This is a genomic window from Coralloluteibacterium stylophorae (assembly GCF_018122625.2).
Classification (GTDB): Bacteria; Pseudomonadota; Gammaproteobacteria; order Xanthomonadales; family Xanthomonadaceae; genus Coralloluteibacterium; species Coralloluteibacterium stylophorae.
This window is the reverse complement of sequence record NZ_JAGQFT020000001.1, coordinates 444,718-465,564: the sequence shown is the minus strand read 5'-3', so window position 1 is coordinate 465,564 and position 20,847 is coordinate 444,718. Positions and strand designations below refer to the sequence as shown.

Genomic DNA, 20,847 nt, shown 5'->3' with positions numbered 1-20,847 from the left:
CACCGGCGGCGAATGCCGCCGGCGGGGCGTGCGCCTGGAATCAGGCGGCCTTCGAGCGTGCGGCGAGCTGGCGCAGGACGAAATGCAGGATGCCGCCGTGGCGGAAGTACTCGACTTCCTTCGGCGTCAGCAGCATCACCGCGACGCGGAAGCGGGTCTCGGTGCCGTCCTTGCTCCGCGCCAGCACCTCGGCCTCCTTCGAGGCGCCGTCCTCGAGGCCGGTGACGTCGAAGGTCTCCGAGCCGTCGAGGCCGAGCACCTGCGCGTTCTGCCCGTCCAGGAACTGCAGCGGCAGCACACCCATCCCGACCAGGTTGGAGCGGTGGATGCGCTCGAAGCTCTCGGCGATTACCGCCTTCACCCCCAGCAGCATCGTGCCCTTGGCCGCCCAGTCGCGCGAGGAGCCGGTGCCGTACTCCTTGCCCGCGAGCACCACCAGCGGCGTGCCGTCGGCCTGGTACTTCATCGCCGCGTCGTAGATCGGCATCTTCTCGCCGTCGCCGTCCTTCCCGAAGTACAGCGTGTTGCCGCCTTCCTCGCCGCCGAACATCAGGTTCTTGATGCGGATGTTGGCGAAGGTGCCGCGCACCATGACGTCGTCGTTGCCGCGGCGCGAGCCGTAGGAGTTGAAGTCCGCCGGCTGCACGCCGCGCGACTGCAGGAACCGGCCGGCTGGCGAATCCTTCTTGATGTTGCCGGCGGGCGAGATGTGGTCGGTGGTGATGGAGTCGCCGAACAGGCCGAGCACGCGCGCGCCGTGGATGTCCTCGATCGCGCCGGTGTCCATCGACATGCCCTCGAAGTAGGGCGGGTTCTTGATGTAGGTCGAGGCCTCGTCCCAGGCATAGGCGTCGCCGTCGGGCGAATCGATCTGGGCCCAGCGGGTATCGCCCTTGAACACGTCGGCGTAGTTCTTGGAGAACATCTCCGGGCCGATGGTCGCGGCGATGGTGTCGCCGATCTCCTTGTTCGACGGCCAGATGTCCTTGAGGTAGACCTCCCTGCCGTCGCTGCCGGTGCCCAGCGGCTGCGTGGTGAGGTCGATGTCGGTGGTGCCGGCGATGGCGTAGGCGACCACCAGCGGCGGCGAGGCGAGGTAGTTCATCTTGACCTCGGGATGCACGCGGCCCTCGAAGTTGCGGTTGCCCGACAGCACCGAGGACACCACCAGGTCGCCTGCGGCGATGGCCGCGGAGACGTCCTCGGGGAGCGGGCCGGAATTGCCGATGCAGGTCGTGCAGCCATAGCCGACCAGGTAGAAGCCGAGCTTCTCCAGGTCGTCCATCACCCCGGCCTTCTTCAGGTAGTCGGTGACCACCAGCGAGCCCGGGCCGAGCGAGGTCTTGACCCAGGGCTTGACCTTGAGGCCCAGCTTCGCGGCGTTGCGCGCCAGCAGGCCGGCGCCGAGCATCACCGCCGGGTTCGAGGTGTTGGTGCAGGAGGTGATCGCGGCGATGACCACCGAACCGTCGGTGATGCCCTCGATGCCGCCGGCGACCTGCCGCTCCTCGGCCTGCGACTCGCGCGCGCCCACCGCGGTGCCGCCGCCGCCCTCGTTGGCGTAGCGCGCCTCCTGCCTCTGGGTGTCGCGCTTCCTGGCGCGCGCCTCGGCGAACGGGGCGAGGCTGTCGCGGAAGTTCTTCTGCATGTCGCTCAGCAGCACGCGGTCCTGCGGCCGCTTGGGGCCGGCCAGGGACGGCTTCACGTCGCCCATGTCGAGGTGAAGGGTGGCGCTGTACTCGGGTTCCGGGCTGCCGGGCTCGTGCCACAGCCCCTGCGCCCGGGCGTAGGCCTCGACCAGGCGAATCTGGGCTTCGTCGCGACCGGACAGGCGCAGGTAGTTCAGGGCCTCGGCATCGACCGGGAAGATGCCGCAGGTCGCGCCGTACTCCGGCGCCATGTTGCCGATGGTGGCGCGGTCGGCGAGCGGCAGGCTGGCCAGGCCGTCGCCGAAGAACTCGACGAACTTGCCGACCACCCCGTGCTTGCGCAGCATCTGGGTGACGGTGAGCACCAGGTCGGTCGCGGTCGCGCCCTCCGGCAGCCTGCCGGTGAGCTTGAAGCCGACCACCTGCGGGATCAGCATCGACGAGGGCTGCCCGAGCATGGCGGCCTCGGCCTCGATGCCGCCGACGCCCCAGCCGAGCACGCCGATGCCGTTGATCATCGTGGTGTGCGAATCGGTGCCGAACACGGTGTCGGGGTAGGCGAAACGCTCGCCGTCCTTCTCCGAGCTCATCACCACCCGGGCCAGGTGCTCGAGGTTCACCTGGTGGACGATGCCGGTGTTCGGCGGCACCACCTTGAAGTTGTGGAAGGCCTTCTGGCCCCAGCGCAGGAAGCTGTAGCGCTCCTTGTTGCGCTGGAACTCGATCTTGCCGTTGAGGTCGAGCGCCTCCGGCTTGCCGAACACGTCGACCTGCACCGAATGGTCGATGACCAGCTCGGAGGGGATCAGCGGGTTGATGTCGTCCGGATTGCCGCCGAGCTGCTTGACCGCGTCGCGCATGGCGGCCAGGTCGACCACGCACGGCACGCCGGTGAAGTCCTGCAGCACCACGCGCGCCGGCATGAAGGCGATCTCGGTGTCCGGCTCGGCCTTGGCCTGCCAGTTCGCCACTGCCTCGATGTGTTCCTTGCCGACCGTGACCCCGCCGTCCTCGCAGCGCAGCAGGTTCTCCAGGAGGATCTTCATCGAGTACGGCAGGCGCTCGATGTCGAAGCGCTCGCCCAGCTTCGGAAGGCTGAAATAGGTGTAGGACGTCCCGTCGACGTCGAGGGTGCTGCGGGTGGCGAAGGAATCGCTCATCGGGGAGGCTCCTGTGGCTGTGGGGCTGGACGGGCGGGTGCGCCCGACACTGTGCGCAAGCGGATGTGAGCATGATGCCCAAGCGCCGCCGGCGCGGACTTGTCCGCGGGTGCGCAGGCCAGTATGCGCGGTGGAGTATGCATGGTGAAGTATGTAGACTTTGCGCATATTTCAACGCGGGCGGTCCGCCACCATGGAAGTCACCGTCGCCGAACGCGGTCAGATCACCCTGCCCAAGGCGGTGCGCGACGCGCTGGGTCTGACCAAGGGCAGCACCCTGGAGGTCGAGATCGAGAACGGCCGCATCGTGCTGCGCAAGAACGTCGACGACGCCGTCTCCCGCGCCCGCGGCCGCTTCAAGCTCGACGGCTTCGCCTCCGGCGACGACGCGGTGCGCGCGGTGCGCGAGCCGGGCGAGCCGCCGCGCGGCTGAAGCCATGATCGCGATCGATTCCCCCGTCCTCGTCGACCTGCTGGCCGACGGGCCCCACGCCGACGCGGCCGAAGGCTGCCTGCGCCGCTGCCTCGGCGCCGGGCCGGTGCTGGTGTCCGACGTCGCCCTGGCCGAGGTGTGTGCGGTGCTGCGCGACGGCGCCGAGGCGCTGGGCGTGCTGGAGGAGATGGGCATCCGCTTCAGTCCCCTGGAGGCCAAGGCGGCGCTGCGGGCCGGCGAGATGCAACGCCGCTACCGGCAGCGCGTGCCGGGCGGCTCGCGCGCGGTGCCGGACTTCCTGATCGGCGCGCACGCGCTGCTGCAGTGCAACGGCCTGATCACCCGCGACGACGCCTTCTTCCGCGACTACTTCAAGGGCCTGAAGCTGATCGTGCCCTAGCTCCACCTGCTGTCTTCGTTCCGTCCTTCAACCCGTTCCTTCGGAGTCTCCATGCTGGAAGCCTATCGCCACCACGTTGCCGAGCGCGCCGCGCTGGGCGTCCCGCCGCTGCCGCTGACCGCGGCGCAGACGGCGGACGTCATCGAACTGCTGAAGGCGCCGCCGGCGGGCGAGGGCGAGTTCCTGCTCGACCTCATCACCCAGCGCGTGCCGGCCGGCGTCGACGACGCGGCCCAGGTGAAGGCCTCCTACCTCGCCGCGGTCGCCTTCGGCAGCGAGGCCTGTCCGCTGATCGACCGCCGCCGCGCGACGGAACTGCTGGGCACCATGCTCGGCGGCTACAACATCCATCCGCTGGTCGAGCTGCTGGGCGACGCCGAACTCGGGCCGGTCGCCGCGGAGGGCCTGAAGAAGACCCTGCTGGTGTTCGACGCCTTCCACGACGTCAAGGAGAAGGCCGACGCCGGCAATGCCAACGCCCGCGCGGTGCTGCAGAGCTGGGCCGACGCCGAGTGGTTCACCAGCCGCCCGGAAGTGCCCGAGAGCATGACCGTGACCGTGTTCAAGGTGCCGGGCGAGACCAACACCGACGACCTGTCCCCGGCGCCGGACGCCACCACGCGGCCGGACATCCCGATGCACGCGCTGGCGATGCTCAAGAACCGGCGCGACGGCGCCGCCTTCGAGCCCGAGGAGGACGGCAGGCGCGGCCCGATCGCCTTCATCGAGTCGCTGAAGGAGAAGGGCCACCCGGTCGCCTACGTCGGCGACGTGGTCGGCACCGGCTCCAGCCGCAAGTCGGCCACCAACTCGGTGCTGTGGTGGACCGGCGAGGACATCCCGTTCATCCCGAACAAGCGCTTCGGCGGCGTCTGCCTGGGCTCCAAGATCGCGCCGATCTTCTACAACACGATGGAGGATGCCGGCGCGCTGCCGATCGAGCTCGACGTGTCCAGGATGGAGATGGGCGACGTCATCGAGCTGCGCCCGTACGAGGGCAGGGCGCTCAAGGGCGGCGAGGTGATCGCCGAGTTCCAGGTCAAGTCCGAGGTGCTGTTCGACGAGGTGCGCGCCGGCGGCCGCATCCCGCTGATCATCGGCCGCGGCCTCACCGCCAAGGCGCGCGAGGCGCTGGGCCTGCCGCCCTCGACCCTGTTCCGCCTGCCGCAGGACCCGGCCGACACCGGCGCGGGCTACACCCTGGCGCAGAAGATGGTCGGCCGCGCCTGCGGCCTGGCGGAAGGCCAGGGCATCCGCCCGGGCACCTACTGCGAGCCCAGGATGACCTCGGTCGGCTCGCAGGACACCACCGGGCCGATGACCCGCGACGAGCTCAAGGACCTGGCCTGCCTCGGCTTCTCCGCGGACCTGGTGATGCAGTCGTTCTGCCACACCGCGGCCTACCCGAAGCCGGTCGACGTGCGCACCCACCACGAGCTGCCGGCCTTCATCAGCAACCGCGGCGGCATCGCGCTGCGCCCGGGCGACGGCGTCATCCACTCCTGGCTCAACCGCATGCTGCTGCCCGACACCGTCGGCACGGGCGGCGATTCGCACACCCGCTTCCCGATCGGCATCTCGTTCCCGGCCGGCTCGGGCCTGGTCGCCTTCGCCGCAGCCACCGGCACCATGCCGCTGGACATGCCCGAGAGCGTGCTGGTGCGCTTCAAGGGGCGGATGCAGCCCGGGGTGACCCTGCGCGACCTGGTCAACGCGATCCCGCTCTACGCGATCAAGGCGGGCCTGCTGACGGTCGCCAAGCAGGGCAAGAAGAACATCTTCTCCGGCCGCATCCTCGAGATCGAAGGCCTGCCGGACCTGAAGGTGGAGCAGGCGTTCGAGCTGTCGGACGCCTCCGCCGAGCGCTCCGCCGCCGGCTGCACGGTGCGGCTGGACAAGGCGCCGATCATCGAATACCTCAACAGCAACATCAGCCTGCTGTCGTGGATGATCGAGCAGGGCTACAAGGACCCGCGCAGCCTGCAGCGCCGCATCGACGCGATGAAGGCCTGGCTGGCCGATCCACAGCTGCTGGAGCCCGACGCCGACGCCGAGTACGCCGCGGTCATCGAGATCGACCTGGCCGACGTGCACGAGCCGATCGTGGCCTGCCCGAACGACCCGGACGACGTGAAGACGCTCGGCGACGTCGCCGGCGCCACGATCGACGAGGTGTTCATCGGCTCGTGCATGACCAACATCGGCCACTTCCGCGCGGCGTCCAAGCTGCTGGAAGGCAAGCGCGACATTCCGACCAAGCTGTGGGTCGCGCCGCCGACCAAGATGGACGCCGCCGAGCTGACCAAGGAGGGCCACTACGGCGTCCTCGGCGGTGCCGGCGCGCGCATGGAGATGCCAGGCTGCTCGCTGTGCATGGGCAACCAGGCGCAGGTGCGCGAGGGTGCGACGGTGTTCTCGACCAGCACCCGCAACTTCCCGAACCGTCTCGGCCGCAACTCCAACGTCTATCTCGGCTCCGCCGAGCTCGCAGCCATCTGCTCGCGCCTCGGCCGCATTCCGACCAGGGACGAGTACATGGCCGACATCGGCGTCATCAACACCCACGGCGCCGAGATCTACCGCTACATGAACTTCGACCAGATCGAGGACTACCGCCGCGAGGCGGACACCGCCACGGCCTGATCGGTCGCGGCGCCGCGGCACGCGACGACCCGGTCCCGGCGGCCGGGTCGTTCGCGTTCCGGGATCCACAGGGCGGGGTGTCGACCTGCGTCCCGGATCCGGTCGCAAGCCGGGTTGCGGCTGAAGTCCCTCCTGCAGCATCAGCAACGGCGAAGCGTGCTCCGTAGGAGCGGCTTCAGCCGCGACCGCACGAGCTTCGGCCCGTACTGGACGGGTCGCCGACCTGTGGGAGGGGCTTCAGCCCCGATCGGTGCCTGCGCGACATCGGTCGGGGCTGAAGCCCCTCCCACATATCCCCTCCAACGCACGTGGTCGTCGCGGCTGAAGCCGCTCCTACGCAGCCATGCTCGCCGACCGATGTGCAGGCCGCTCCGCCGCGACGCGCCCATGCCGGACGGGCCTCAGGGCAGCCGCTTGATCCAGTCCCGCGCCGCCTGCGCCATCGCGCGGCGCGCGAACACCACGTCCCAGTAGCGTCCGCCCATCTGCCGCCACAGCACCGCCGAGCGCAGGCCGGCCAGCAGGGTCGCGCGGATCTCCGCCACGACCTCGGGCTGCGCCAGGTAGTTCGGATTGCCTTGGACCATGACCCGCGGACGCAGGGTGCTGATCGTGGAGGAGTAGAGCTCGCCCAGGCGCGCCAGCACGGTCGGGTGGGTCGGGCCGAAGTGCTCCCGCTGGCGGTCGATCGCGGCGATGTCGCCGGCGACCTTGTCCATCATCCGCGGCTGTGCGCTGAAGCGGCGCTCGACCTGGAGGATGGTGAAGGCCAGCCGCGCCGGCGCCGGGTCGGCGCCGCCGCCCTCCAGTTGCTGCAGCAGCACCCGCAGGCCGCGTCCCACCCGGTTGGCGCTGCCGTAGACGGCTTCCGGCGACTCGGCATCCAGGCGGAACACGCTTTCGATGCTCGCGGTGAGGCAGGCGTTGTCGGTCTCGCCGTTGCCGGCGATTTGCCGGACCATGCTGGTGGCCTGCAGCAGGCCGCCCAGGGCCAGCACGCGGTCGCGCACGTCGCCGCTCATGCCGCGTCCTCCGCCGCTGCCGGCAGGCGCGCGTCGGTGGCGACGATCGTGGCGCCGCCGAGGCATTCGTCGTCGCGGTAGAAGACCACGGACTGGCCCGGCGTGACCGCACGCTGCGGGCGTTCGAAGCGCACGGCGAGGCGGCCATCGTCGCCGACCGCCACCTCGCAGCGCTCGTCGGGCTGCCGGTAGCGCGTCTTGGCGGTGCAGGCGAAGCGTCCGGCCGGGGGCGCGCCGGCGGTCCAGTGGGCTGCCTCGGCGTCGAGGGTGGTCGAGAAGAGATGCGGGCTGTCGCTGCCCTGGTCCACGTAGAGCACGTTGTTCCTTACGTCCTTGCCGACCACGTACCACGGCGCGCCGGTGCGGCCGCGGATGCCGCCGAGGGCGAGGCCCTCGCGCTGGCCGAGCGTGTAGAAGTAGGCGCCGACGTGCTCGCCCAGGCGGGCGCCGTCGACGCTGCGGATCTCGCCCGCGCGGGCGGGAAGATAGTTGGCCATGAAGCTGCGGAAGTCGCGCTCGCCGATGAAGCAGATGCCGGTCGAATCCTTCTTCGCGTGCACCGGCAGCGCCGCCTCCCGCGCCATCGCGCGCACCTGCGCCTTGGGCAGGTGGCCGATCGGAAACAGCGTCGCCGCCAGCGCTTCCTGGCCGATCTGGTGCAGGAAGTAGCTCTGGTCCTTGCCGGCGTCGGCGCCGCGCAGCAGCGCCCAGCGGCCGTCGCGCCGCTCGATCCGCGCGTAGTGGCCGGTGGCGATGCGCTCGGCGCCGAGGGCGCGCGCGGCGTCGAGGAAGGTGCGGAACTTGATCTCGCGGTTGCACAGCACGTCGGGATTCGGCGTGCGCCCGGCGCGGTACTCGTCGATGAACTGCGCGAACACACCGTCCCAGTATTCGCGGGCGAAGTTGCGTGCGGTGAACGGCAGGCCGAGGCGCCCGCAGACGGCGACGGCGTCGCGGCGGTCGTCCTCGGCGCGGCAGTCGCCGGTGCCGTCGTCCTCCCAGTTCTGCATGAACATGCCGCTGACCGGCGCGCCATCGCGCACCGCGTCCTGCGCGAGCAGCAGCGCGGCGACCGCGGAATCGACGCCGCCGGAGACGCCGACGACGATGCTCACAGTCGCGCCACCGCGCCGAGCGGCAGGCGCTGGCCACGCAGCCAGTCCTCGACCACGCGCCACACCAGCGGGCTGCGGTGGCGCACGGCCTCGGCCTCGAGCTCCGCCGGCGTCATCCACAGTGCGCGCTCGACGGGATGGTCCAGCGCGCGCGCCGGGTCGTGGCGCAGCGGCCGTGCGGCGAAGGCAATCCGCAGGAACTCGCGCCCGGTCTCCGGCACGCGCCACTGGTAGGCGCCGATGAAGGCCAGCGGCTCCACCTCCCAGGCGGTTTCCTCCAGCGTCTCGCGGACCATGGCGTCGGCGAGCGCCTCGCCCGGCTCCAGGTGCCCGGCCGGCTGGTTCAGCACCAGGCTGTCGTCGATGCGCTCCTCGACCACCAGCAGGCGCCCGTCGCGGACCACGACCGCGGCGACGGTGGTATCGGGCTGCCACGAGGCATGGTTGCGGAACGGTGTCGTCACGAAGCTGGAACGGCTGCCGGGCTGGGGCCGAAATTGTGCGGACTGGCGCGGCCCGGCGTCCAATCCCGCGTCGCCCGCGGCCTATACTCGGACCATGCCCAACCACCGTCCCGAACACGAACGCGACGCCGACCATGGCGTCGCCCTGGAACCCGAGCGCACCGAGGCCGAGCGCCCGCCGCTGTACCGGGTCGTCCTGCTCAACGACGACTTCACGCCGATGGAATTCGTCGTCGAGGTCCTGCAGCGCTTCTTCTCGATGAATCGGGAAAAGGCGACCCAGGTGATGCTCCACGTCCACACCCGCGGCAAGGGCGTATGCGGGGTCTACACGCGCGAAGTTGCAGAAACCAAGGTATCCCAGGTGAACGACTACTCCAGGCAGCACCAGCATCCGCTGTTGTGCACCATGGAAAAAGCCTAGAAGTTTCCCCATCTGTAGTGCCATCGTTCGGAGGCACATCCATGTTCAGCAAGGATCTCGAGTTCACGATCGGCCAGTGCTACAAGCAGGCCCGCGAGGCCCGCCATGAATTCATGACGGTCGAGCACCTGCTTCTTGCGCTGATCGACAACCCGTCCGCCGCCGGCGTGCTGCGGGCCTGCGGCGCGGACACCGTCCGCCTCGCATCGGACCTGACCCAGGTCATCGGCGACACCGTCCCGGTCCTGTCCGGTGACGACGACCGCGATACCCAGCCGACGCTGGGCTTCCAGCGCGTGCTGCAGCGCGCGGTCTACCACGTGCAGTCCTCGGGCCGGAAGGAAGTCACCGGCGCCAACGTCCTGGTGGCGATCTTCGGCGAGAAGGATTCGCACGCCGTCTACTTCCTCAATCAGCAGGACGTGACCCGTCTCGACGCGGTCAACTACCTCTCCCACGGCGTTGCCAAGATGGAGGGCGAGTCGACCCGCTCCGACGATTCCTCGCAGGAATCCGGACGCGAGGGCGAGCGCGGCGAGGAGGGCAAGGCCGCCAACCCGCTGCAGGAATACGCCACCGACCTCAACGCCGCCGCGCGCGAGGGCCGCATCGATCCCCTGATCGGCCGCGACGAGGAGGTCGAGCGCACCATCCAGGTGCTGTGCCGCCGCCGCAAGAACAACCCGCTGTACGTGGGTGAGGCCGGCGTGGGCAAGACCGCGCTCGCCGAGGGCCTGGCCAAGCGCATCGTCGAGGGCGACGTGCCCGACGTGCTGCGCGAGACGGTGATCTACTCGCTCGACCTCGGCGCCCTGGTCGCCGGCACCAAGTATCGCGGCGACTTCGAGAAGCGCCTGAAGGGCGTGCTCACCCAGCTCAAGAAGGAGCCGAACGCGGTTCTGTTCATCGACGAGATCCACACCATCATCGGTGCGGGTTCCGCCTCTGGCGGGACCATGGATGCCTCCAACCTGATCAAGCCGGTCCTGCAGAACGGCGAGCTGCGCTGCATCGGCTCGACCACCTTCCAGGAGTACCGCGGCATCTTCGAGAAGGACCGCGCGCTGGCGCGGCGCTTCCAGAAGATCGACGTCGTCGAGCCGTCGGTGGCAGATGCCTTCGCCATCCTCAAGGGCCTGAAGTCCAAGTTCGAGCAGCACCACAGCGTCGAATACGCCGTGGACGCGCTGAAGGCGGCGGTGGATCTCTCGGTCAAGCACATCGGCGACCGGCTGCTGCCGGACAAGGCGATCGACGTGATCGACGAGGCCGGCGCGCGCCAGCGGCTGATGCCGGAGGAGAACCGCAAGGCGCTGATCGACGTGCCGGAGATCGAGCTGATCGTGGCCAAGATGGCGCGCATCCCGACCAAGCAGGTCTCCGCGTCCGACAAGGACGTGCTGCAGAGCCTGGAGCGCAACCTGAAGATGGTGATCTTCGGCCAGGACCCCGCGATCGAGACCCTGGCCTCGGCGATCAAGATGGCGCGCTCGGGCCTCGGCAATCCCGACAAGCCGATCGGCAGCTTCCTCTTCGCCGGCCCCACCGGCGTCGGCAAGACCGAGGTCACCAGGCAGCTGGCGATGCAGCTGGGCATCGAGTTCGTGCGCTTCGACATGTCCGAGTACATGGAGCCGCACTCGGTCTCGCGCCTGATCGGCGCGCCTCCGGGCTACGTCGGCTTCGATCAGGGCGGCCTGCTGACCGAGAAGATCGTCAAGACGCCGCACTGCGTGCTGTTGCTCGACGAGGTCGAGAAGGCGCATCCGGACATCTTCAACATCCTGCTGCAGGTGATGGACCGCGGCGTGCTGACCGACACCAATGGGCGCGAGGCGAACTTCCGCAACGTGATCCTGGTGCTGACCACCAACGCGGGCGCCGCCCAGGCCGCACGGCGGACCATCGGCTTCACCCGCCAGGACCATTCGACCGATGCGATGGAGACGATCCGCCGCAGCTTCACGCCGGAGTTCCGCAACCGGCTGGACGCGATCATCCAGTTCAAGGCGCTGGGCATCGACCACATCCTGCGCGTGGTGGACAAGTTCATCATCGAGCTGGAGGCGCAGCTCGGCGAGAAGCACGTCGCGCTGACGGTGTCGCCGGATGCGCGCACGTGGCTGGCCGAGAACGGCTTCGACGAGCAGATGGGCGCACGCCCGATGGCGCGGGTGATCCAGGAAAAGATCAAGCGCCCGCTGGCCGACGAGCTGCTGTTCGGCTCGCTCATCGGCGGCGGCCGGGTCAGCGTGGACGTGCGCGACGGCGAACTGGTGGTGGAGTCCTTCCCCGAGCCGGAGCGGTTGCTGCCGGCGACGGTGGAGTGACCGGCGCCGCGTGCGCGGCGACGAGAAGGCGGCCTGCGGGCCGCCTTCTTCTTGTCCCGCAGGGCGGGCCGGCCCCACCGGCGCCGGATACGAAAAAGGCGGCCTGGGCCGCCTTCGCTCCGTCGTTCCGCCAGGGCACGACCTACTTCATGCGGTAGGTGATGCGGCCCTTGGTGAGGTCGTACGGGGTCATCTCGACCTTGACCTTGTCGCCGGTCAGGATGCGGATGTAGTGCTTGCGCATGCGTCCGGAGATGTGGGCCGTGATCACGTGCCCGTTCTCGAGCTTCACCCGGAACATGGTGTTGGGCAGGGTCTCCTGGACCACGCCCTCGAGTTCGATGGAATCGTCTTTCGACATGCCGCCTCGGTGGTTCGATGCGCGGCCGGCGGCCGCGATGGAAGTCGCACATTATGTCATGGCTGCCGGCTCGGCGCAAAAACGCCGTGGCAGTCAAGCCTCGCGCAGGCCCAGCACGCGGGCAGGGAAGGGCGCGACGCGCCCCTGCCAGCTTCCGGCCGGGGCGGAGAGCGCCACGAGTTCCTCCACGGCGCGGAGGAAGGCCGGGCGCGGCATCAGCACCGCCCCGAGCGTGCGCAGGTGCGGATTCTCGACCTGGGCGTCGATCAGCGGCCAGCCCCAGCCGGCGAGGATGCGGGCCAGCGCCAGCAGCGCCGCCTTGGACCCGCCGGAGACGCCGCTGAACATGCTTTCGCCGAAGAACATGCGGCCGATGGTCACGCCGTAGATGCCGCCGACGAGGCGATCGCCGGCGAACACCTCGACCGAGTGCGCATGCCCGAGCCGGTGCAGGTGCTGGTAGGCGGCCGCCATCGCGGCGCCGATCCAGGTGCCGTTCTGCCCGGGCCGCGGCGCCGTGGCGCAGGCCCGGACGACGTCGGCGAAGGCCGTGTCGACGCGGACCTCCCAGTCGCTCCGGCGCAGGGTGCGGCCGAAACGCGACGGCGGCCGCAGCGACGCCACCTCGAACACCGCGCGCGGATCCGGGCTCCACCACAGCACCGGCTCGCCTTCCGAGTACCAGGGGAAGATGCCGTGCCGGTAGGCGTCCAGCAGGCGCGCCGGATGCAGGTCGCCGCCCGCCGCCAGCAGTCCGTTGGGCGCGCGCAGCGCGCGCGAGGGGTCGGGAAAGCCGGCGCCGGGGTCAGCGGGCAGGATCGGCAGGCGCATCGTCCGGCCCGGGATCGTCGCGGTAGGGCGAGTGGCGCATCGCCGCGGTGTGGTAGCCGGCGGTGGCGTCGCGCTCGGCGTCGCACCAGGCGCGCACGGCCCGGGCGAAGTCGGGATCGAGCAGCAGGTGGCGGCTGCGCGTGGGCGTCGGCAGGAAACCGCGCGCGACCTTGTGCTCGCCCTGCGCGCCCGGCTCGAAACGCGCCAGTCCCTCGCGCAGGCAGTAGTCGATGCCCTGGTAGTAGCAGGTCTCGAAATGCAGCCCCGGCGCGCTCTCGTCGGCGCCCCAGTAGCGCCCGTAGAGGGTGTCGCGCCCGCGCAGGCACAGCGCGCCGGCCGCGATCGCCCCGTTGCGCTCGCCGAGCACCAGCACCAGGGCCCGCGGCATGTGGCGCGCCAGGTGGCGGAAGAAGTCGAGCGTCAGCGCCGGCGAGTTGCCGTACTCGGAGAAGGTCCGGCAGTACAGGCCGTGCATGGCGACGAGATCGTCGTCGCTGGCCGAGCTGCCGTCGACGACGCGGAAGCGGTAGCCGGCCTCGCGCACCCGCGCGCGCTCCTGGCGGATGTTCTTGCGCTTCTTGCTGCTGAGCGCGGCCAGGAAATCGTCGAAGTCGCCCCAGGGCACGTCGGCGCCCGGCTGCGGGTTGTGCCAGTGGAACTGCACGTCCTCGCGCGCCGCCCAGTCCGCCGGCACGTCGCGGGCCTCGGCGGCGGTCATGAAATTGACGTGCACCGACGACAATCCGAGCGCCTCGGCCTGCGCCGCCAGCCCGCGCAGCAGCGCTGCGCGCGCCTCGCGCGACGCCGCCAGCAGGCGCGGCCCGGTCACCGGGGAATAGGGAATCCCGATCAGCCACTTCGGGTAGTAGTCCAACCCGGCGCGGTCGTAGACGCTGGCCCAGGCGAAGTCGAACACGAACTCGCCGTGCGAGTTGCCCTTCAGATAGCCCGGCGCGGCGGCGACCAGCGTCTCGCCGTCCCACAGCGTGGCGTGGTGCGGCGTCCAGCCCCAGCTCGGGCGCAGGCAGCCGGTCTCTTCCAGGCCGGACAGGAAGGCGTGCGCGAGGAAAGGGTTGCCACCGTCGTGCAGCCCGTCCCACGCCGCGGCCGGGATCTCGGCCAGTGCGGCGTGGGTGCGCAGCGTCAGCGCGCGCGCGGACGGCATGTCCGCACTCTCAGGCGGTCTCGACGATGTCGAGGTCGAGGAACTTCTCGGCGTCGAGCGCGGCCATGCAGCCGAACCCGGCCGAGGTGATCGCCTGCCGATAGACCTGGTCGGCGACGTCGCCCGCGGCGAACACGCCCGGCACGCTGGTCGCCGTGGCGTCGCCGGCCAGTCCGCTGCGGATGGTGATGTAGCCGTTGTTCATCGCCAGCTGGCCCTCGAACAGGCCGGTGTTGGGCGTATGGCCGATGGCGACGAAGAAGCCCTTGACGTCGAGGTCGCGGGTCGAGCCGTCCTTGACGCTCCTGACGCGCAGGCCGGTCACGCCGGCGTCGTCGCCGAGCACCTCGTCGACCTGGTGGTCCCACACCAGCTCGACCTTGCCCGCTTCCGCCCTGGCGAAGAGCTTGTCCTGCATGATCTTCTCGGCGCGCAGGCTGTCGCGCCGGTGCACCAGGTAGACCTTGCGGCACAGGTTGGACAGGTACAGCGCTTCCTCGACGGCGGTATTGCCGCCGCCGACCACGGCCACGTCCTGGTCGCGGAAGAAGAAGCCGTCGCAGGTCGCACAGGCGGAGACGCCGCGGCCCTTGAAGGCCTCTTCCGACGGCAGCCCGAGGTAGCGCGCCGAGGCGCCGGTCGCGATGATCAGCGCGTCGGCGGTGTAGGTGCCGCTGTCCCCGGTCAGGGTGAACGGGCGCTTCGACAGGTCGGCCGTGTGGACGTGGTCGAAGATCATCTCCGTATTGAAGCGCTCGGCGTGCTGTTGCATGCGCATCATCAGGTCCGGACCCTGCAGGCCCTCCGGGTCGCCGGGCCAGTTGTCGACCTCGGTGGTGGTCATGAGCTGGCCGCCCTGCTGCAGGCCCGTGACCATCACCGGCTGGAGGTTCGCGCGCGCGGCATAGACGGCGGCGGCGTAGCCGGCAGGGCCGGAGCCGAGGATGAGAAGGCGGCAGTGCTTCGGAGCGCTCATGTATATAATCGACGGGCAGTTTCGGGAGTCGGATCGGCACCTTCGGAAGCGCTGCGACGCAGCGTGCTTCCGGTGCGATGGTCGATCAGGATGGGGGGCGGCGCCGGTCTAATCAAGGCGCAGACGCTCTGTCCCGCAACCCGCCCCCAGCGCCGCTTCCGCGGCGTTTTTTCGTGTCTGATCCCATCGAATCTCGGAGCAAGAACATGCGCATCGGCATCCCGCGCGAAACCAAGACCCTCGAAGGCCGCGTCGCCCTCGTTCCCGCCGCTTGCGCGGATCTCGTCCGCCGCGGCCACGAGGTGTGGATCGAGGCCCAGGCCGGCATCAAGAGCGGCTTCAGCGATGCCCAGTACGAGGCCGTCGGCGTCAACATCGCTCCGGACGCGGCCGCGCTCTACGAGAAGGGCCAGATGATCGTGAAGGTCAAGGAGCCGATCGAGGGCGACCTCCAGCACCTGCGCCGCGACCATCTGCTGTTCTGCTACCTGCACCTGGCCGCCGAGCCGGCGTTGACCCGGCGCCTGCTCGACATCGGCCTGACCGGCGTCGCCTTCGAGACCGTCGAGCTCGAGGACGGCGCGCTGCCGCTGCTGGCGCCGATGTCGATCATCGCCGGCCGCATCGGCGTGCAGGTCGGCACGCACCTGCTGCACCAGCCCATGGGCGGCAAGGGCAAGCTGCTCGGCGGCCTGCCGTCGACCGAGCGCGGCAAGGTGGTCGTGTTCGGCGCCGGCATGGCCGGCGGCAACTCCGCCGAGCTCGCGGCCTCCGGCGGCGCCAACGTGGTGGTGTTCGAGAAGCGCCAGGACCGCATGGCGCAGATGATGGCGCTGGGTGCCAACGTCACCGCGCTGTATCCGTACGAGGACGTGGTCGCGCGCGAGCTGGCGACGGCCGACATCGTGGTCGGCGCGGTGCTGGTCACCGGTGCGCGCGCGCCGCACGTGGTCACCCGCGAGATGCTCCGGGGCATGCAGGACGGCTCGGTGCTGGTCGACATCTCGGTCGACCAGGGCGGCTGCTTCGAGACCACCCGTCCGACCACCTGGAAGGAGCCGACCTACACCGAGGAAGGCATCATCCACTTCGCGGTGACCAACATGCCGGGCGCGGTGCCGCAGACCAGCTCGCAGGCGATCTGCGCGGCGATCCTGCCGTGGGTCGACAAGCTGGCGGGCGGCGACTGGCGCGGCAACCAGGCGCTGGTGCGCGGCATCAACCTCGACGCCGGTCAGCTGGTGCACCCCGCGCTGCAGGGTATGTCGCTCTGACGGAAGTGCGTAGAATCAACGGGTAAGCGCGACAACCTGAGGTCATCCGATACGTGGCGAGAGCAAGCGCGCAACGCGCACATCCCGGGCAGGAACAACGCCGGACGCTCCTGCGCGAACTGGCGCTGGTAGTGCTGGCGCCGGTGCTGCTCTATCTCCTCGCCAGCCTGGTGACCCACTCCACTGCCGACCCGGGCTGGTCCCGGGCCGGCAGCGTCACCGGCCAGGTCGAGAACTTCGGTGGCCTGGCCGGTGCCTACATCGCCGACGTCGCGTTCTACTTCTGCGGCTACGTCGCCTACCTGCTGCCCTTCGTGCTGGGCGGCATCGCCTGGATCGCGCTGTACGGCGCCCCGGCCGCGACCGACGCCCGCGCCGAACTGGGCCCGGCGCTGCGCCTGATCGGCATCGTCGCCCTGCTGGTGTCGGCGGCGGGGCTGTCTTACCTGCGGCTGCCGGCCGATACCACGCTGCCGGCCGGCAGCGGCGGCATCCTCGGACTGGCGGTGGGCAAGGGCATCGCACGCATGTTCGGCGCGATGGGCGCGAACCTGTTCCTGTTCGCCCTGTTCATGGTCTCGGTCACGCTCGCCACGGGGCTGTCGTGGCTGGCGCTGATGGACCGCATCGGACGCGGCGTATTCGCGCTCGGGCGTCTGTTCGGCAGCCGCATGAAGGAGGCCGGCGAGCGCCAGCGCACTCGTGCCCTGCGCGAGGAGCGCGAGGAAGTGCGCCGGGCCGACACGAGGAAGCGCGCCGCGCGCGAGCCGATCCGCATCGAGCCGCCGCCGTCGCCGGTGGTGGAGAAGAGCGAGCGCGCCAAGCGCGAGCAGCAGATGCCGCTGTTCAACGCGACGCCGGGCGAGGGCGGCATCCCCGCGCTGTCGCTGCTCGACGATCCCAAGCCGCAGCCGCCGGGCTACGATGCCGAGACGCTCGAGGTCCTGTCGCGGCAGATCGAGTTCAAGCTCAAGGATTTCCGCATCGAGGCCCAGGTCATGGGGGCGTTTCCGGGGCCGGTGATCACCCGCTTCGAGATCGAGCCGGCGCCGGGGGTCAAGGGCAGCCAGGTCAGCTCCTTGGACAAGGACATCGCCCGCGGCTTGTCGGTGAAGTCGGTGCGCGTGGTCGACGTGATCCCGGGCAAGTCGGTGATCGGCCTGGAGATCCCGAACACGAAGCGGGAGATGATCTATCTCTCCGAGCTGCTGCGCTCCCGGGAATACGACAAGTCCGCCAGTCCGCTGACCATCGCGCTGGGCAAGGACATCGGCGGTCGTCCGACCGTGGCCGACCTCGCCAAGATGCCGCACCTGCTGGTGGCCGGCACCACCGGATCGGGCAAGTCGGTCGGCGTCAACGCCATGGTCCTGAGCCTGCTCTACAAGGCCAGCGCCAAGGACGTGCGCATGCTGATGATCGACCCGAAGATGCTGGAGCTCTCGGTCTACGAGGGCATCCCGCACCTGCTGGCGCCGGTGGTCACCGACATGAAGGAGGCCGCCAACGGCCTGCGCTGGTGCGTGGCGGAGATGGAGCGCCGCTACAAGCTGATGAGCGCGGTCGGCGTGCGCAACCTGGCCGGCTTCAACCGCAAGGTGAAGGACGCGGAGGAGGCGGGCCAGCCGCTGATGGACCCGCTGTTCAAGCCGAACCCGGAGCTCGACGAGGCCCCGCGCCAGCTCGAGACGCTGCCCTACATCGTCGTCATCATCGACGAGTTCGCCGACATGATGATGATCGTCGGCAAGAAGGTGGAGGAGCTGATCGCGCGCCTGGCGCAGAAGGCGCGCGCGGCCGGCATCCACCTGATCCTGGCGACGCAGCGCCCGTCGGTCGACGTCATCACCGGCCTGATCAAGGCCAACATCCCGACCCGCATGGCCTTCCAGGTCTCTTCCAAGATCGACTCCCGGACCATCCTCGACCAGTCCGGCGCCGAGACCCTGCTGGGCCACGGCGACATGCTCTACCTGCCGCCGGGCACGGCGATCCCCGAGCGCGTGCACGGCGCCTTCGTCAGCGACGAGGAGGTCCATCGCGTGGTGGAGTTCCTCAAGCAGTCCGGCGGCGCCGACTACATCGAGGGGGTGCTCGAGGAAGTGCAGACCATGGCCGACGGCACCGTGGTCGGGCCGACCGGCCTGCCCGAGGCCGGCGGCGGGGGCGGCGGCGAGGACAGCGATCCGCTCTACGACGAGGCGGTCAAGATCGTCACCGAGACCCGCCGCGCCTCGATCTCCGGCGTCCAGCGCCGGCTCAAGATCGGCTACAACCGCGCCGCGCGCCTGATCGAGGCGATGGAGGCCGCGGGCGTGGTCAGCCCGCCCGAGCACAACGGCGACCGCAGCGTGCTCGCGCCGCCGCCGCCGAAATGACCGCCCCGCGCAGGGCCTCGCGGGCGCACGCGGCGTTCAGCCGCGCGGCGCGAGACTCCCGCCACCTCACCGCGAAGAGCTCCATGACTCCGATGCTGAAGTCGTCCGTCGCCGTCCTTCTCGCTGCCGCCGCCGGTTTCGCCCATGCCCAGGACGCGCGCGCGCGTCTGGACGCCTTCACCCAGGGGCTGGAGGGCCTGGACGGGCGCTTCCACCAGCGCGTGTTCGACGCCGACGGCCGCCTCACCGAGGAGTCCAGCGGCCGCGTCGCGCTGTCGGCGCCGCGCCAGTTCCGCTGGGAGTACGAGCGCCCGTTCCCGCAGCTCATCGTCGCCGACGGCGACCAGGTCTGGATCTACGACCCGGATCTCGAGCAGGTCAGCGTGCGCCCGCAGAGCTACGAGGAGCAGCAGAGCCCGCTCGCGGCGCTGATCGATCCGGGCGAGCTCGACCGCCAGTTCCGGGTCTCCGACGGCGGCAGCGCCGACGGCCTGCACTGGGTCGTGCTGGCGCCGAAGAAGGCCGAGAACCCGCAGTTCACCGAGGCCCGGCTCGGCATCGACGCGGGCGGCCTGGCGCGCATGACCATCGCCGACCCGCTCGGGCAGAAGACCGAGATCGCGTTCCAGAACTGGAAGCGCGACCCCGACTTCGCCGCCGGCACCTTCCACTTCGAGCCGCCGGAGGACGTCGACATCGTCGGCCAGCAGATCGACCGCGCCGAGATCACCCCGCTGCGTCCGTAGGCGCGCCGCGCCGCGACTAGAATGGCCGGGTGAAGCGCTCTCCCTCGTCTCCCGACGCGCCGCAGCTCGACTTCGGCACCGATCCCGCGCAGGCCGCGCTGAAGCCCCTGGCCGAGCGCATGCGCCCGCGCGCGCTCGACGAGATGGTCGGCCAGCACCGGCTGCTGGACGCCGGCAGCGCGCTGCGGCGCGCGGTCGCCAGCGGGCGGCTGCACTCGATGATCCTGTGGGGGCCGCCCGGCTGCGGCAAGACCACGCTGGCGCTGCTGGTCGCCGAGTACGCCGAGGCCGAGTTCCGCGCGATATCGGCGGTGCTCTCGGGCCTGCCCGAGGTGCGCAAGGTGCTGGCCGAGGCCGACGCCCGCTTCGCCGCCGGCCGCCGCACGGTGCTGTTCGTCGACGAGGTGCACCGCTTCAACAAGCTGCAGCAGGACGCCTTCCTCCCGCACATCGAGAAGGGCTCGATCCTCTTCGTCGGCGCGACCACCGAGAACCCGTCCTTCGAACTCAATTCCGCGCTGCTCTCGCGCTGCCGCGTGCACGTGCTGGAGGCGGTCTCGCGCGAGGACATCGTCGCCGCGCTGGAGCGGGCGCTGGACGACGGCGAGCGCGGGCTCGGCGGGCGCGGGATCGCGATCGACCCGGCCTCGCTCGCGCTGATCGCCGATGCCGCCGACGGCGACGTGCGCCGCGGCCTGACCCTGCTGGAGATCGCCGCCGAACTGGCCGAAGGCGAGGGCGGCCGCATCAGCGAGGCCACCCTGGCGCAGGTGCTGGCCGATCGCACCCGTCGCTTCGACAAGGGCGGCGAACAGTTCTACGACCAGATCTCGGCCCTGCACAAGTCGGTGCGCAGCTCCAACCCCGACGCCGCGGTGTACTGGCTGGCGCGCATGCTCGACGGCGGCTGCGACCCGGCCTACCTCGCCCGGCGCCTGACCCGCATGGCCGTGGAGGACATCGGCTTGGCCGACCCGCGCGCCCTGCAGATGGCGATCGAGGCCTGGGAGACCTTCGACCGCCTCGGCAGCCCCGAGGGCGAGCTTGCCCTGGCGCAGCTCGCGATCTATCTCGCCAGCACCGCCAAGTCGAATGCCGCCTACGTCGCCTGGAACGAGGCCCGCGCCGACGTCCGCCTGCACGGCACCCAGCCGGTGCCCCTGCACCTGCGCAACGCGCCGACGAAGCTGATGAAGGAGCTCGGCTACGGCGCGTCCTACCAGTACGACCACGACGCCGAAGGCGGCATCGCGCTGGACCAGACCGGCTTCCCCGACGCCATGGGCGAGCGCGAGTACTACCGGCCCGTGGCCCGCGGCATGGAGATCCGGCTCAAGGAGAAGCTCGATCCGCTGCGGCGGGCGCGGGCCGGGGCACGGGCCGCGCGTGGCGACGGGGCGGAGTGAGCGGGTGTCGCGCGTGGATCTGAATCTACATCAGCTATGCGGCGTAAAAGACTGCCTTCAAAGGGATTTT

The 20,847-nt window shown here is 70.2% G+C and carries 17 protein-coding genes; 9 read left to right on the top strand and 8 right to left on the bottom strand.

Translation table 11 applies throughout. The features are described 5' to 3' along the window. Window positions 1-40 precede the first annotated feature (40 nt). Window positions 41-2,809: an aconitate hydratase AcnA gene (gene acnA, locus KB893_RS02055; protein WP_211927304.1), complete on the bottom strand. Its 2,769-nt coding sequence runs from the start codon at window positions 2,807-2,809 to the stop codon at window positions 41-43. 193 nt (window positions 2,810-3,002) lie between these two features. Between acnA and KB893_RS02050 the strand changes: the two genes are divergently transcribed. From KB893_RS02050 to KB893_RS02040, 3 genes are read left to right on the top strand one after another with little or no spacing between them, the layout of a single operon-like run. Continuing rightward, window positions 3,003-3,242, top strand: coding sequence for an AbrB/MazE/SpoVT family DNA-binding domain-containing protein (locus KB893_RS02050; RefSeq protein WP_211927303.1), 240 nt, complete (start codon window positions 3,003-3,005; stop codon window positions 3,240-3,242). A 4-nt stretch (window positions 3,243-3,246) separates the two neighbouring features. Beyond that, window positions 3,247-3,642, top strand: a complete 396-nt coding sequence (locus KB893_RS02045; RefSeq protein ID WP_211927302.1) for a type II toxin-antitoxin system VapC family toxin — start codon at window positions 3,247-3,249, stop codon at window positions 3,640-3,642. Window positions 3,643-3,693: 51 nt separating this feature from the next. Next, window positions 3,694-6,285 carry a bifunctional aconitate hydratase 2/2-methylisocitrate dehydratase gene (locus KB893_RS02040; protein WP_213173358.1) on the top strand — a complete coding sequence of 864 codons (2,592 nt, stop codon included), beginning with the start codon at window positions 3,694-3,696 and terminating at the stop codon, window positions 6,283-6,285. A 401-nt stretch (window positions 6,286-6,686) separates the two neighbouring features. Here the strand turns inward: KB893_RS02040 and hflD are convergent, their stop codons facing one another. Genes hflD through KB893_RS18175 form a run of 3 tightly spaced genes read right to left on the bottom strand, consistent with a single transcriptional unit; the run spans window position 6,687 to window position 8,886 of the window. Beyond that, complete coding sequence (hflD, locus tag KB893_RS02035; protein WP_211927300.1) at window positions 6,687-7,307, bottom strand: high frequency lysogenization protein HflD; 621 nt, start codon at window positions 7,305-7,307, stop codon at window positions 6,687-6,689. Then, a complete protein-coding gene (mnmA, locus tag KB893_RS02030) occupies window positions 7,304-8,467 on the bottom strand; it encodes a tRNA 2-thiouridine(34) synthase MnmA (RefSeq protein ID WP_246505244.1) in 1,164 nt (387 codons plus the stop codon). The genes hflD and mnmA overlap by 4 nt, the downstream gene beginning before the upstream one ends. Then, window positions 8,419-8,886 carry an NUDIX hydrolase gene (locus KB893_RS18175; protein WP_338026833.1) on the bottom strand — a complete coding sequence of 156 codons (468 nt, stop codon included), beginning with the start codon at window positions 8,884-8,886 and terminating at the stop codon, window positions 8,419-8,421. Before KB893_RS18175 ends, mnmA begins: the two co-directional genes overlap by 49 nt. A gap of 94 nt (window positions 8,887-8,980) precedes the next feature. Here KB893_RS18175 and clpS point away from each other — a divergent pair, with 94 nt between their 5' ends. Beyond that, entirely contained in the window at window positions 8,981-9,310 is a 330-nt protein-coding gene (gene clpS, locus KB893_RS02025) for an ATP-dependent Clp protease adapter ClpS (RefSeq protein WP_211927298.1), read from the top strand. A 41-nt stretch (window positions 9,311-9,351) separates the two neighbouring features. After that, window positions 9,352-11,640: an ATP-dependent Clp protease ATP-binding subunit ClpA gene (gene clpA / locus KB893_RS02020; protein ID WP_213173357.1), complete on the top strand. Its 2,289-nt coding sequence runs from the start codon at window positions 9,352-9,354 to the stop codon at window positions 11,638-11,640. A 142-nt stretch (window positions 11,641-11,782) separates the two neighbouring features. Here the strand turns inward: clpA and infA are convergent, their stop codons facing one another. The 4 genes from infA to trxB all read right to left on the bottom strand — a co-directional run bounded on the left by infA (window position 11,783) and on the right by trxB (window position 14,973). Next, entirely contained in the window at window positions 11,783-12,001 is a 219-nt protein-coding gene (gene infA, locus KB893_RS02015) for a translation initiation factor IF-1 (protein ID WP_211926969.1), read from the bottom strand. 93 nt (window positions 12,002-12,094) lie between these two features. After that, entirely contained in the window at window positions 12,095-12,832 is a 738-nt protein-coding gene (aat, locus tag KB893_RS02010) for a leucyl/phenylalanyl-tRNA--protein transferase (RefSeq protein ID WP_211926970.1), read from the bottom strand. Then, window positions 12,807-13,997 carry a GNAT family N-acetyltransferase gene (locus KB893_RS02005; RefSeq protein WP_213173356.1) on the bottom strand — a complete coding sequence of 397 codons (1,191 nt, stop codon included), beginning with the start codon at window positions 13,995-13,997 and terminating at the stop codon, window positions 12,807-12,809. Before KB893_RS02005 ends, aat begins: the two co-directional genes overlap by 26 nt. 10 nt (window positions 13,998-14,007) lie before the next feature. Continuing rightward, entirely contained in the window at window positions 14,008-14,973 is a 966-nt protein-coding gene (trxB, locus tag KB893_RS02000; RefSeq protein WP_211926972.1) for a thioredoxin-disulfide reductase, read from the bottom strand. A 206-nt stretch (window positions 14,974-15,179) separates the two neighbouring features. On the opposite strand from trxB, the gene KB893_RS01995 reads away from it, so the two are divergent. The 4 genes from KB893_RS01995 to KB893_RS01980 all read left to right on the top strand — a co-directional run bounded on the left by KB893_RS01995 (window position 15,180) and on the right by KB893_RS01980 (window position 20,777). Next, window positions 15,180-16,247 carry an alanine dehydrogenase gene (locus tag KB893_RS01995; protein ID WP_211926973.1) on the top strand — a complete coding sequence of 356 codons (1,068 nt, stop codon included), beginning with the start codon at window positions 15,180-15,182 and terminating at the stop codon, window positions 16,245-16,247. Between the two features lie 44 nt (window positions 16,248-16,291). After that, on the top strand, window positions 16,292-18,625 hold the full coding sequence (locus tag KB893_RS01990; RefSeq protein WP_211926977.1) for a DNA translocase FtsK: 2,334 nt from the start codon (window positions 16,292-16,294) through the stop codon (window positions 18,623-18,625). Window positions 18,626-18,708: 83 nt separating this feature from the next. Beyond that, on the top strand, window positions 18,709-19,371 hold the full coding sequence (gene lolA / locus KB893_RS01985; protein ID WP_211926974.1) for an outer membrane lipoprotein periplasmic chaperone LolA: 663 nt from the start codon (window positions 18,709-18,711) through the stop codon (window positions 19,369-19,371). A gap of 119 nt (window positions 19,372-19,490) precedes the next feature. Then, window positions 19,491-20,777: a replication-associated recombination protein A gene (locus KB893_RS01980; protein WP_211926978.1), complete on the top strand. Its 1,287-nt coding sequence runs from the start codon at window positions 19,491-19,493 to the stop codon at window positions 20,775-20,777. Window positions 20,778-20,847 lie beyond the last annotated feature (70 nt).